Annotated in this window: 4 protein-coding genes; all 4 read right to left on the bottom strand. The window is 66.1% G+C overall.

Annotation, left to right across the window (positions count from 1 at the left end; all coding sequences use genetic code 11):
* Positions 1–32 precede the first annotated feature (32 nt).
* Positions 33–1,262 (bottom strand): nucleotide sugar dehydrogenase, encoded by a 1,230-nt coding sequence (locus AAID08_RS13385; RefSeq protein ID WP_395757738.1) that lies wholly within the window; start codon positions 1,260–1,262, stop codon positions 33–35.
* A 722-nt stretch (positions 1,263–1,984) separates the two neighbouring features.
* Positions 1,985–12,523, bottom strand: a complete 10,539-nt coding sequence (locus AAID08_RS13380; protein ID WP_395757737.1) for an autotransporter-associated beta strand repeat-containing protein — start codon at positions 12,521–12,523, stop codon at positions 1,985–1,987.
* A 380-nt stretch (positions 12,524–12,903) separates the two neighbouring features.
* Entirely contained in the window at positions 12,904–13,404 is a 501-nt protein-coding gene (locus tag AAID08_RS13375; RefSeq protein WP_006386428.1) for a Dps family protein, read from the bottom strand.
* A gap of 120 nt (positions 13,405–13,524) precedes the next feature.
* A complete protein-coding gene (locus tag AAID08_RS13370; RefSeq protein WP_054502614.1) occupies positions 13,525–14,475 on the bottom strand; it encodes a LysR substrate-binding domain-containing protein in 951 nt (316 codons plus the stop codon).
* Positions 14,476–14,502 lie beyond the last annotated feature (27 nt).

The raw sequence follows: 14,502 nt of genomic DNA, 5'->3' as shown, positions 1-14,502 counted from the left end.
TCTCCTGTGTTTGATGGGTTGCGGGCCTGGACTCAGAGCGTCCAGTACAAGAGGCCGGACGGCAGCCGGCGGCTGTCCAGCACGGACTTCAGGTCGCAGACCATGCCGTCGGCCTTGACCAGTTGCGGCAGGTCTTCCCAGAGGGTGTCCATGGTTTCGCGGTGCGGCACCGCCAGGATCAGCACATCCATGTCGCGGAACTCCTCTCGATTGACCAGGCTGATGCCGTACTCATGCCGCATCTGCTCGACGTCGACCATCGGGTCGCAGGCCACCGGCGAGATGCCGTACTCGCCAAGCGCGCGGTACAGGTCGACGACCTTCGAATTGCGGATGTCGGGCACGTTTTCCTTGAACGTCATGCCCAGGATGCCGACCCGGGTCGCGGCATTCAGGCGGCCATTGCGGGCCAGGGTCTGCACCACTCGCGAGGCCACGTGGCTGGCCATGCCGTCGTTGATACGACGGCCCGACAGGATGACTTCGGGGTGGTAGCCCAGTTCCTGCGCCTTGGACGTCAGGTAGTAGGGGTCGACGCCGATGCAGTGGCCGCCGACCAGCCCGGGCGTGAACTTGAGGAAATTCCACTTGGTGCCGGCGGCCGCCAGCACTTCGGCGGTGCGGATGCCGACCAGATCGCAGATCTTGGACATCTCGTTCATCAGGGCGATGTTGATGTCGCGCTGCGTGTTTTCCAGCACCTTGGCGGCTTCCGCCACCTTGATCGAGGAAGCGCGGTGCACGCCCGCATCGATAATCTGTTCGTAGACGCCGGCGATGATCTCCAGCGATTCCTCGTCCTGGCCGGACACGATCTTGACGATCTTCTCCAACGGGTGCTCGCGGTCGCCCGGATTGATCCGCTCGGGGCTGTAGCCGAGCTTGAAATCGACGCCGCAGCGCAGGCCCGAGGCCTTTTCCAGCTCCGGTCCGCAGATTTCCTCGGTCGCCCCGGGGTGCACCGTGGATTCGAAAACCACGATGCATCCGGGCCGCAGCACGGGGCCGATCGAGCGGCAGGCCCGCACCAGCAGCGAAAAATCGGGATTATTCTTTTCATCGACCGGCGTCGGCACGGCGACAACGAAGAAATCGCAGCCTTCCAGTTCGCTCACCTGGTCGGTGAACTGCATGGGGGACGCCAGCAATGCCTCACGCTCGATCTCGCCGGTCCAGTCCTCTCCCTGTTTCAGGCTCGTGATCCGCCGCTTGTCCACATCAAAGCCGACGACATCAAAGCGCCTGGAAAATGCCACGGCCACGGGCAGGCCGACATATCCAAGGCCGCATACTGCGATTCTCTTTACCACGGGGGACCTCACTGTTTTCGTCGTGTCGAATACATCAAAAAATCGACACCCAGGAACCAAATAACCCATGCGAAATCGAATCGCATATTGGCGGCTGGGTGGACGTCACATTCAAATTTGATTACAACTCGATACCCGGACATACCGGCGGGCAGCGAGCCAACGAATCGTAGGCTGCGGCGGCAGCAAATTTTTTTCTAAAAGTTTTCGATGCTATGGAAATAAGTCGCCGCGGTCGTAATAAACGTGGGGAAATCCCTGAAATAATCTCTTTTTCCATACATATGGAAATAAATGAGACCTTTTGTCTTGTAAGAATATATTTAAAGTCGTTTTCTTATCTTGGTTTAATCAAACTGCAAGCAATGAGTATTCTCCGTGGGTATCTTTGGACGCCCCCAGGGAAAATGTCGTTATTGCAACTTCAGGTCACTGATCGCGTCCGAAATAACCGGGGATATCGTGCTAGGGGTAAATCGGCACCCCCTATTCGCCATTGACCGCGCACCCCGTGTCATGGCATACGCGCGCGGCGCCAAAATGCCGTCGCACCCTGGCCGCGCAATCTGTCCTGATATTGAAATGACTTCCACCCATGACAGGCCGGTGGATTACACATTCCAACAAGTGCGCCCCCTCTCGGGGCGCGCCTGGCGCGCCCCGAGAGGCCGGGATTAGAAGCGGAGCTTCAGGCTCACCCCGCCCTGCGTGTCGCGATAGCCCTGGCTACCATGGCGCTGCATCAGGTTCGCCGAGATGCTCACCCGCTCGTTCAGCTCGCCCTGCACGCCCGCAGACATCTCGACCACGTGCTTGCTCCCCTGGATCAAGACCCGGGTGTCGTCCACGCTGACGCCGTAGGGCCTGGGCGTGTGCACCCAGTTAACCTCCAGGAAGGTCTCGAACCCGCCCGCTTTTGCCGGGTCCGGCGACGCCTGCCGGCTGGTCATGGAGAATCGCGCGCCCAGACGGGTCTGCAGTTTGTCGCCCCCCACGCCCTTCACCGTCGTCCCGGTACGTTCCGTGTGCTCGCCGGCTTTCACCCCCGACCAGATGACTTGCGCCTGCGGCCGGACTGCATATCGGTTCTCCCTACCGCCTCGGGTCGCATAGGCGCCCGTCTCCAGCACATAGCCCACTTCCACGGACCCAGTGATGCCTTGGCTCTTGTATTTCTCCGCGGCCAGACCCTCGCCCTTGACCGTATTGTCGAATCGGTTGTAGAGCGCCCAACTGTCCACATACAGGCCGCTGCGGGCCGACGCGTCCTGATACCAGGTCCCATACAGGCCCAAGCCATAGCCCACCACATCACCGCGGGATTGGTACCCTGACAGGCGGTTGCGAGTCTTGCTGCGGTGACTGCCGTAGCCAGCCATGACGCCCAACTGCCAAGCGTCTCGGCCGCCGAAAGCGCCCCCCGCGAACGATCCTCCCAGTTGGAGCATGCTCCGGTCCGCCGAGTACCGATTCTGCCCGTCCGACAGACTGCCGCGGCTGCGTCCGGAGGCCATTCTGGCCCAGCCGTGGCCGTGGGCGCCCGTAACGGGATCGACGGATTCCGCGCTCTGGCGGTCGCTCAGGCTCATATCGAACAGCGTACCCGCCGCGGCCATATTGGCGGCGTAGCTGCCCATTTCCGGGCGGTGGACACGAACCCTTCCAACGCCGACTCCCCCGCTCGCGTGATCGTCGCCCGGCTCAATGACGGGCTTGTCCGCCGGCGGTATCGCGGGCATATCGGCAGGCGGCGCCCCAGGCGCCTCAACGGGCGGGACTTCCGGCTTGTCAGCAGGCGGCACCGGCGGGGCATCAACGGGCGGAACCTCCGGCTTGTCAGCAGGCGGCACCCCGGGCGCATCGACGGGCGGAACCTCCGGTTTATCAGCAGGCGGCACCACGGGCGCATCAACGGACGGAACCTCCGGCTTGTCAGTGGGCGGCACCACGGGCGCGTCAACGGACGGAGCCTCCGGCGTGTCAGTTGGCGGTACCTCCGGCGCATCAACGGGCGGAACCTCCGGCTTGTCAGCAGGCAGCACCACGGGCGCATCAACGGACGGAACCTCCGGCTTGTCAGCGGGCGGCAACGACGGCGCCTCAGCGGGCGGAGCCTCCGGCTTGTCAGCAGGCGGCACCGGCGGCGCATCAACGGGCGGAACCTCCGGCTTGTCAGCAGGCGGCACCGGCGGCGTCTCAACGGGCGGAACCTCCGGTTTATCAGCAGGCGGCACCACGGGCGCGTCAACGGACGGAACCTCCGGCTTGTCAGTGGGCGGCACCGACGGCGTCTCAACGGGCGGAACCTCCGGTTTATCAGCAGGCGGCACCACGGGCGCGTCAACGGACGGAACCTCCGGCTTGTCAGTGGGCGGCACCGACGGCGTCTCAACGGGCGGAACCTCCGGTTTATCAGCAGGCGGCACCACGGGCGCGTCAACGGACGGGACCTCCGGCTTGTCAGCGGGCGGCACCGACGGCGTCTCAGCAGGCGGAGCCTCCGGCTTGTCAGTGGGCGGTACCACTGGCGCATCAACGGGCGGAACCTCCGGCTTGTCGGCAGGCGGCACCGACGGCGCCTCAACGGGCGGAACCTCCGGCTTGTCAGTCGGCGGTACCTCTGGCGCATCAACGGGCGGAACCTCCGGCTTGTCGGCAGGCGGCACCGACGGCGTCTCAACGGGCGGAGCCTCCGGCTGGTCAGTCGGCGGTACCACGGGCGCATCAACGGGCGGAACCTCCGGCTTGTCGGTAGGCGGCACCGACGGCGTCTCAACGGGCGGAGCCTCCGGCTTGTCAGTCGGCGGTACCTCTGGCGCATCAACGGACGGAACCTCCGGCTTGTCAGCGGGCGGCAACGATGGCGTCTCAACGGGCGGAGCCTCCGGCTTGTCAGTCGGCGGCACCACGGGCGCGTCAACGGGCGGGACCTCCGGCTTGTCAGCGGGCGGCACCGACGGCGTCTCAACCGGCGGAACCTCCGGTTTATCAGCAGGCGGCACCACGGGCGCATCAACGGGCGGAACCCCCGGCATGTCGGCAGGCGGCAACGACGGCGCCTCAGCGGGCGGAGCCTCCGGCTTGTCAGCAGGCGGCACCACGGGCGCATCAACGGACGGGACCTCCGGCTTGTCAGTGGGCGGCACCGACGGCGTCTCAGCGGGCGGAGCCTCCGGTTTGTCAGTCGGCGGCACCACTGGCGCATCAACGGACGGGACCTCCGGCTTGTCAACAGGCGGCACCGACGGCGTCTCAACGGGCGGAGCCTCCGGCTTGTCAGCAGGCGGCACCGGCGGCGCATCAACGGGCGGAGCCTCCGGCTTGTCAGTCGGCGGCACCACCGGCCCATCAACAGGCGGGACCTCCGGTTTCTCAACAGGCGGAACCGACGGCTTCTCCGCAGGCGGCACCACTGGCGCATCGACAGGCGGGACTGCCGGCTCGTCGACGGGCGGCGCCTCAGGCTCGTCGGCAGGCGGCTCGCTTGGTTTTTCCGGCGGCGCGATGAAACTCGTCAGATACCAGTTGTTCTCGTTCTTCCCCGAAGCCGACCCCTTTTGCAGATGGTAGTCATAGGCGCCGGCGGCGATGCGGCCTCTTTGTACGAAGGCGTCCGCCGTGGAAGTCCCGGTCCGAATAAGTTCGATCCCCTCGATCGTCTGCGCGCCGGCCCCTCCCTCGTTGGTCACCACGACATAAGTCGTGCCGCTCGCAGCGCCACTGATCCGCAGTTGGTCCGTCTTGCTGGCGTCGCCGCCGAGCACCGTGCCGAAAGACACGGTGCCACCGTCTCCGACCCAGTCTCCGTCCTGTACGTAGACCTGGCCAGCGCAGTCGGCGCAAGTGTTCAGCATCAGCATGCCGCCGTGGCGCATGTTTCCGACCACCTGGATGCCTCCCCCGGCCGCGGGTGCGCCCTGGTCGTTGAACAGGATGATGCCGCGGTTGTCCAACTGGCGAATCGCCTGGTAGCCGGGTCCCCCCAGGTTGAGGGTGGCGCCAGGCGCCACGGTCAGACCGGAGGACTGCGCGAATGCGTTCGCCACGCCGATCTTGAGCGTGCCCGCCTCGATACGGGTCTCGCCCTTATGGGTCGAGCCGTAGCGCAAAGTGAGGGTGTTGTTGCCGCGCTTGATCACGTCACCCGTGCCTGAGATCGCATTCGAGAAGGTCACCGCATCGCTGCGATCAAAGGCCAGGACGGCGTTGTTCACGATGGCGCCTCCCACCGACCCGCTCACCCTTCCGTCGCCAAGCTGCAGAACGCCTGCATTGATGACGGTGTTACCGGTATACGTGTTATCGCCGGACAGGATCAGGGTGCCGGCGCCATTCTTTTGAACCCCCACGCCGCCCCCCTTGATCACGCCCGCGTACTGCGACGCATCGCTGCGGTCAAACACCATGCTGCCCAGGCCCGTGAAAGTGACATCGCTGGCCAGGGAGCCGCTTGTACCGCCATCACCGATGCGCAGCGTGCCGCCTTCCACGGTGGTCAGTCCGGTGTAGGTGTTATCGCCCGCCAGCGTCAGGACATTGGGCCCCTTCTTCGTGACAACCCCCGCGCCCGAGATCACACCCGCGTAGGTTGCCGCGTTGGCACGATTGAAAACCAACGTGCCCCGGTTGGCGATATCGCCTGTGATCGAGCCGGTGTTGCCGCCCGCGCCCAACGCCAGCGTGCCGGCGACGATCGTGGTGTCGCCGCTGTAGATGTGATCGCCGGTCAGCGTCAGCATGCCGGCCCCTTGTTTGGTCAGGCTGGCGCCGTCCCAATGCGCGGACGGTTTCACATCCATCAACGACACGTCCACGGTATCCTGCTCGCCGGCGGCCAGGGTGAAGGTGCCATGCTCCAGCCCGTTGTCGGCCAGCCAGCTCAGGCCGTAACTGGCCAGGTAGCGTTTTTGGTCCTCGGATTTTCGGGTGACCACCGTCAGATAGTCGACCTTCTTCTGGAATCCGTCCGACCTGACGCGTGCAAAGTCGCCTTCGATGCCATCCGCCGCGCTGAACAGCACCTTGGTCTGGTTGGGCTTGTGCACGAAGCCGGACAGATCGAGCGAGACGTTATCGCCGATACGCACCTTGGAGGCCGTCAGATTGCCGAACGGCGCGCCGCTTTTCAGCGGGTCCAACATGGACAGCGTCGCCCCATTTTCGAGAACCACGGCGCCGGACAAGGCGACGGTCGCGGGCGCGTGCACCGACAACGTGGCGCCATCGGCCACATCGATCCCGCCGGCGAGCGTACTGACGGCCGCCGTGCCATTGCCGAACCGCAAAGTGCCAGCCCGGATCGCCGTATCGCCACTGTAGCTATTGCCGCCACCAAGCACCTGCACGCCGGCGCCGGTCTGGATCACCGTGCCCGTGCCCGAAATATCGCCCGTGTTTAGCGCTTCGCTGCCGTGGTCGAACACCAACGCGCCATTGTTGACGATGTTTCCGCGCACCGACCCGCCGCCGCCGCCGTCGCCAAGCTGCAGCGCGCCGGCGTTGATGGCGGTGCCGCCGGTATAGGTATTGTCTCCCGACAGGACGAGCGTGCCGGCGCCGTTCTTTGCGACGCCGACAGCGCCGGAGACGACGCCCCCATACCGCGAGGCATCGCTGCGGTCGAACACCAGCGAGCCTGAGGCATTCTGGAAGGCGATGTCGCCCGCCAGGGCGCCGCTCGCGCCGCCGTCGCCCACCCGCAACGAGCCGGCTTCGATGGTGGTGCGGCCGGTGTAGGTGTTATCACCGGTCAAGGTCAGGGTGTTGCTGCCTTTCTTGGTGACCGTTCCAGCGCCTGAAATCTCGCCCGAATAAGTCACGGCATCGCCGCGATTGAAGACCAGCGCGCCCTGGTTGACGACATCGCCCGTCACCGAACCCGTGGCCCCGCCAGCGCCCAGCGCCAGCGTCCCGGCCGCGATCGTGGTGGCGCCGGTGTAGGTGTTGTCGCCGGTCAGGACCAGCGTTCCCCCTCCCTGCTTGGTCAGGCTGCTGCCGTCCCAACCCGTGGCGGTATTGGCGTCGGCGTTCGTGAGCGCGTCTTCAATGGTCTGCGCAAGTCCGGTGGCGATGGTGAACAGGCCGTCCGCCTGGCCATTGCCAAGCAGCCAGGTCAGGTCATAGTCCGCCAGGTACTGCTTGCCGTCGTCGGATTTGCGGGTGGTCAGCGTCAGGTAATCGACCGGCCTTTCGAATCCGTCCGTGGCGACACGCGAGAACTCTCCCTCGATGGCCTCGTCGGCGCTGAACAACAGCACGTCGCGCTGGATCTTGTGGGCGATGCCGGACAGCGCCAAGGTGACATCGTCGCCGATCGACACCTTGCTGGCCGCCAGGCCGGGGCCGGACGCGATGCCCTTCATGGCATCCTGCAGGGCCAGCGTGGACCCTTGCCGCAAGGCCACCTGGTCCGAAACACGGACGCTGGCCGGCACCTGGATCGCGAGACTGGCGCCGTCAGCCACGGCCACCCGGCCACCCAGCGTGTTGGCGGCGATTGCGCCACCGGCGAACTTCAAGGTGCCGGCATTGATGGCGGTCGAGCCGCCATAGGTATTGCTTGCGCCCAGCGTCAGGGTGTTGGCGCCCTGCTTGATGAGCTCGCCATTGCCGGAAATCCTGCCCGCGTACGTGACCGCATTGCCGCGGTCAAAGATCAGCGTGGCGTTGTTGACGATATTGCCCGCAACCGAACCGCCCGCGCCGCCATCGCCCAACTGCAGCACGCCGGCGTTGATGAGGGTGTCTCCGGTATAGGTGTTCGCCGCCGTCAGCAACAGGCGGCCGCCGCCGTCCTGGGTGACGCTGCCGCCACCTGAAACCACGCCCGTGTATTGCACATCGTCGCTGCGGTCGAAAACCAGCGCGCCGCTGTTGGAAATGTTCCCCACCACCGAGCCCGCGGTGCCGCCCTTGCCGATGCGTAGCGTGCCACCGTAGATCGATGTGCCGCCGGTATAGCTGTTGTCACCGGTCAGCGTCAGCGTACCGCCGCCCCCGCCGTAGAGATTGCCCTGTGCAACACTCCCTGCCCCGGAAATCACCCCACCGTATTCCAACGCATCGGAGCGCTGAAAGCCCACCGAGCCGGATTGAATGTGGATGTCTCCAGCCAGGGAACCGGTCGTGCCACGGTTGCCGATATAGAGCCTTCCGTTGTCGAGGGTAGTAAGACCGCTGTAGGAATTTTCGCCGACAAACGTGACAGCGCTGCTCGTCACCTTGACGCCGCCGGAGCCGGAGATCACGTCGTTGTACTGACCACTGACGGCGCGGAATTCCAGTGTGCCGTGGTCGATGATGTCCCCGGCCAGCATCGCCAGCGTGTATCCTCCATATCCGGAAGAGCCAACCTTCAGCGTGCCGCCCTCGATCGTGGTGACGCCGGCATAGCCCCGGCCATCGGCCCAGAGCGACAAGGTATTGGTCCCTTTCTTGGTGATCGTGCCCGCCCCTGCGATGGTGCCCATGAAAACCGCGACATCATCGCTATGATCGAAGACCAGCGCGGCGCCATCCTCGATGGACATGTTTCCCGTGACGACGCCCGCCGTGCCGCCGTCGCCGATGCGCAGCGTGCCCGCGCGCACCACGGTGCCGCCCCGGTAGCTGTTCTCGCCAGTCAGGGTCAGCGTCCCGAGCCCCTGCTTGGTCAGGCTGGCGCCATTCCAGCGCTTGTCCGGATCGGTACTGGCCGCCACATCCTTGAGCGCCTCACTGACCGTGTCGTCGGTATCGACCGTGAAGGTGCCATGCGACATGGAGGGGTGCGCATACCAGCTCAAGCCGTACCCGGCCAGGAAGCTGCCGCCCGATTTCCTGACGGTCAGCTTGCGATAGTCCACCTCGGGCACGTACGCCTCGCCCAACACAACATGGGCAAAGTCGCCCCCGATGCCGCCAGCCGAGCGGAACAATTCGAGGTCGGCGGCAGGCCTGTCGACGAAGTTGGGCAGATGCAGGGTGGCGTCGGCGCCGATGTTCAGCGTGCCCATCGTCAGCCCCGGCGAAGACGAGGTTGTTTGCATCGTGTCGCGCAGCAGCAGCGTCGAGCCCGCCCCGATCATCACGTTGCCGCCGACCCGTAGCGTCGCCGACGGGTCCCTGGCCAATGTCGCGCCCGGCGCGACCGTGAGCCCGCCGCTCAACACATTGAGGGACGTGTCGGCGCCGGGCGCCCCGAATTGCAGGGTGCCGGCATCGACGCGGGTATCGCCGGAATAGATATTGGTGCCGGTCAGGATCAGCGTCCCGGCGCCGGCCTGCGTCAGGCTGCCTGTGCCGGACAGCCTGCCGCCATAGGTCAGGCTGTCGCCGCGGTTGAAGACGAGCGCGGCATTGTTGGCGACATTGGCTTGCAGGGAGCCGGTGGCGCCGCCATCGCCAATCCGCAGCGTGCCGGCATTGATGGTGGTGCGCCCGGTGTAAAGGTGGTCGCCCGTCAGCGTCATCGTGCCGGCGCCGTTCTTGGCCACCGAACCCGAGCCCGAAATCTGCCCGGCGTACGCGGCCGCCTCGGCGCCATGGTCGAACACCAGCAAGCCCTCGTTGACGATGTCCCCCTGCACGCTGCCGGTGGCGCGGCCCTTGCCCAACTGCAACGTGCCTTCCAGGACGCGCGTGCCCGCGTCGTAAAGATTGTCGGCGCTGAGAACCAAGGTGCCGCCGCCGGCCTTGGTCAGGCGCCGGCCATCCCAGTCGGGATTGACCTGCGCCGTGTTGTTCGAGAGCGCGCCCGTCACCTCGAAGGTCTTGCCATCGGCCACGTGGAACGTGCCGCTGGCCGCCGCATCCAACCCGTCCCAGCGCAAGGAGTACTGCATGTTGCGCCCGTCGGTGTTGAGGTAGCCGTACTCCGGAGCGGCCGAGCCGTCCACCAGCACCTCGCCGGTGCGCCATGCCCCCGTAATGCCACCGGTGGTGGTGATCAGCCGCACCGCGTGCTGATCCCACCCCGTCAGGCCGGCGGATACCGTGGCGCCCTCATCGAACGAAACCGCGCGCGCGCTCAGGCTGCTGCCCGGCTCGAAGGCCAAGGCGCCGGCCCCCAGCGCGGCGTCGCCGCTGAACGTCAATCCCTTGCCGGCCAGGGTAAGGCGGGTATGCGCGGCCGCCGTCAACGTGCCGCTCACCAGGGAATCGACATTGCTGACAATGCGCAAGGCAGTGAGATGATCCGTATCCTCGCCCGCGGACAGTTTCACGCCGCCGGCCATCCTGGCCCCGCGTTCGAGCGTCAGGGTATTGGCGCCGCCAGTCAGGACCAGCGCGCCATCGCCCGCATCGATGCTGCCGCGATTGGTGTTGGTGAGGGTCAGGTCGCTGCCGCGCAGGTCGGCGCCCGCCGTCCGGATGACGCCGCGATTCGTGAGCGTCGCGCTGTAGGCCATGGCGTCCGCCACCGCGGTATAGAGCGTGCCGGCGGTGATGGCGGTGGCGCCGGTGTAGGTGTTCTGGTTGCTCAATGTCAGGGCGCCGGTGCCGGCCTGCGTCACCGTGCCCGCGCCCGAAATCACGCCCGCGTAGGTCGCCGCGTCGCTACGGTCAAAGACCAGCTCGCCCTGATTGACGATGTTTCCCGCCACGGCGCCCGTCGCGCCGTTGTTGCCCACGCGCAGCGTGCCCGCCTCCACCACGGTATCGCCGCTGTAGGTGTTGTCGCCGCTCAGGATCAGCGTGCCCGGCCCCTGCTTGGTCAGGCTGTTGCCGTCCCAGTCATCGGTGGCCTCCACCTTGCTCAGCGCCGCGCCCACGGTAAACGCCTCGTCGTCACCGATCAGGAACGTGCCATGCGCCTTGGGCGGCGTGTCGAACCAGGCCAGCCGCCAGCTCCCCAGGAAGTGCTCGCCGTCGTCGGACTTGCGGGTACGCAGGGTCAGATAGTCCGAGATCCATTGGGTCGGGTCGGCGGCGTCGTGCGCCGCTTTTTTCCCGCCGATGGCGACATGGGCGAAATCGCCTTCGATCTTTCCGCCCGTCGCGCTGAACAGCAACGCGTCCGTCGCGCTGCCCTGCCCGACCCCGGACAGGTTAAAGCCCACATCCGTACCGATGCTGACGGTTCTGGCCTGCATGCTTGCCGGCGATTCGCCCGACGGCGCGCTCGCCGACGTGATGGACAACATCGCGCCATCGCCCAACCTGACGCTGCCGTCCACTGTCATCGGATTGCCGGCGAATCCGGCATCGGCGCCCGCGCCGACGATGACGTCGCCCTTCAGCCGGGCCGAGCTGCCGCCACGGTTGAGGATCGACAAGCGCGGCGCGCCCAGCGTCTTGTCGTCATGCGACAGCACGATATTGCCGTCGATGCTCGAGCCCGCTTCGAGCGTGAGGGAGTTCACGCCTCCCGTCAGGGAGATGGCGGCGCCGTCCCGGCCTGACTTAGCGATTCCCGTGCCAGCCCCGCCCGCGCCCTTTTCGATGTCGCCGCTATTGATGATGGTGAGGTTGCTGCCACTGATAGCGGTGCCGCCATCCCCCCCGGCAGCGCCACGCCCGGCAAGGGAAACCCTTCCACCCGCGCCCCCTGCTCCGCCCAATATCTGGGCGCCGCCAGCGTTGATGATTCGCAGGCCGTCACCCTGGATTCCATTCCCGCCCAAGCCGCCTGGAGCCGCGGAACTATAGGGTTGCCCCCAGCTGTAATAGTCCCCCATCCCTGAAGAACCCGAACCGCCCTGAATGACCAGACGGTTCGTGATGTTCAGGCGGCTTCCGCTGATTGCGCTTCCCGCCGAGGCAGCGGCGGTGACGTTCCATCCTGACCGAGCACTATCACCGCCGGAGCCGCCCAGAAGAATGCCCGCATTGGAAACGCTGAACCCCGCCCCCCGAATCGCGCTGCCTCCTGTCGTATACACCCCGCTCCCCTTGCCCCCCGTGACCACCGTGCGTCCATCGACGGACACCCGGTTCGCCTCGACATCGGCCCCGTCAGGGCTGCTGATCACATAGGCGGAGCTGCCCGTCGCGCCCAGCCCGTCCACCTCTTCCAGTGAATACGGATCCTCCTGGGCGGGCAGGCTGACGGTCTGCACGCCGGTCGCGGCGATCGCGGTGGAAAAGGAGCCAGAGACCATCAGGCCGGCGCAGAGCGCCGCGGTCGTCCGGTTCAGGCGAAACGGAACACGTGGCGCGGACGGCGTGCCGGCGGAATCTTTCTTCAAGGCCGCGCATGTCGCGAACGGCTCGGGCCAATGGGATATGGTCATGGTTGCCTACACAGGCGTCGAGCGTCATCGACGACGCTCGACGCACCTCCTCCGGAAATGAACGAACATGCGCATTGCCTGAGGGCAGACGCGATGAAAATTCTAGGTAGGCAAACAGGAGGAAAACCGGAGGCGGGCAGCAGTCACTTATACGTCGGCGGACCAGCCCGACATATCATCGATCCGGTATAGCGCGCTGCCGCCCCCGCAAAAATGCGGGACAGCCGCAAAGCGGACATTGCGCCGTTGCGTGGCCGCAGCCATCAATCGGCGCGCCATCCGCCCCGTGGCCCGGCCTTGTCCGCACGCAAAAAAAACCGGCGCCACGAGGCGCCGGCTTGGGGTGTCGCAGGCGCCCGCGGCGGGCGCCATCTCCATGCTTACTGCAGCAGGCTGCGCAGCATCCAGGCGTTCTTTTCGTGCACGTCCAGGCGCTGGGTCAGCAGGTCGGCGGTCGGCTGGTCGTTGGCGGCGTCGGCCTTCTCGAAGGCGGCGCGGGCGGTCTTGGCGACCGACTCATTGGCGTTGACCAGCAGGCGCACCATTTCCAGCGCTTCGGGCACGGATTCCGGCTCGGCGATGGACGACAGCTTGGCGTACTCGCGATACGTGCCCGGCGCGTAGTGGCCCAGGGCGCGGATGCGTTCGGCGATGCTGTCCAGCGCGTTCCACGACTCGGTGTACTGGGTCATGAACATCAGGTGCAGGGTGTTGAACATGGGCCCCGTGACGTTCCAGTGGAAGTTGTGCGTCATCAGGTACAAGGTGTACGAGTCGGCCAGCAGCTTGGACAGCTCGCCGGCGACGGCGGCGCGGTCCTTGTCCGAAATGCCGATGTTGATGCGCGGAACGCTGGGGGTCTTCTTGGAGGACTTTGCCATTGCTAGCTCCCTGTGGGGTTGGTAGACAAAACGAGGATAACACCGCGATTGCGACAATCCGGCGCTGCCGCCGGCCGCCGCCATGCGGCTTGATCGAGCGCAAATGCGCTCGTATTTTCTTCAGTCCTGCACGGCCGCGGCTTCGTCCGACAGCATCCGCACGCCAGGCAGTTCGCATTCGTACACCGCCTGGGCCAGCGCCTCGATCGCCGCCAGCCGCGGGAAGCTGCGGCGCCAGGCCAGCACCACGCGACGCTCGGGCACGTGGCCCTCGAACGGCAGGTAGCGCAGCAGGCTGTTGGCCGGCGGCTGCTCCGGCACAGCCGTCACCGGCAGCACCGTCACGCCGATCCCGGCCGCGACCATGTGGCGGATGGTCTCCAGCGAAGATCCCTCGAAGGTGCGCTGGATGCCGTCGCTGGCGGCCGAGAAGCGCGACAGCTCCGGACACACCTCCAGCACCTGGTCGCGGAAACAGTGGCCGCTGCCAAGCAGCAGCATGGTCTGCTGCTTCAGGTCCTGCGCGTCGATCGACTCGCGCTGCGCCAGCTCGTGGTCCTGCGGCACCGCCACCACGAACGGCTCGTCGTACAGCGGCTGCATCACCAGCCCCGCTTCGGGCAGCGGCAGCGCCATGATGGCGCAATCGATCTCGCCCTGACGCAGCAGCTCCACCAGGCGCACGGTGAAGTTCTCCTGCAGCAGCAGCGGCATCTGCGGCGTGCGGCCGATCTGCACTGGCACCAGGCGCGGCAGCAGGTACGGGCCGATGGTGTGGATCACGCCGACCCGCAACGGACCGGCCAGCGGGTCGTGGCCCTGGCGCGCGATCTCCTTGATGCTGGCGCTCTCTTCCAGCACCTTCTGGGCCTGGGCGACGATGCGCTGGCCGATGGGCGTCACGCCCACTTCGGCCCCGCCCCGCTCGAACAGCGTCACGCCCAGCTCGTCCTCGAGCTTGCGGATCGCCACCGACAGCGTGGGCTGGCTGACGAAACAGGCCTCGGCCGCCCGGCCGAAATGGCGCTCGCGCGCCACCGCCACGATGTATTTCAGTTCGGTGAGAGTCATGGTGGACTACGCCCCCGGGAGTTGAGC

Source organism: Achromobacter sp. EB05 (assembly GCF_044232075.1).
GTDB lineage: Bacteria > Pseudomonadota > Gammaproteobacteria > Burkholderiales > Burkholderiaceae_B > Achromobacter > Achromobacter dolens.
The sequence above is the reverse complement of the archived record's forward strand: the minus strand, read 5'-3'. Positions and strand labels throughout refer to the sequence as shown.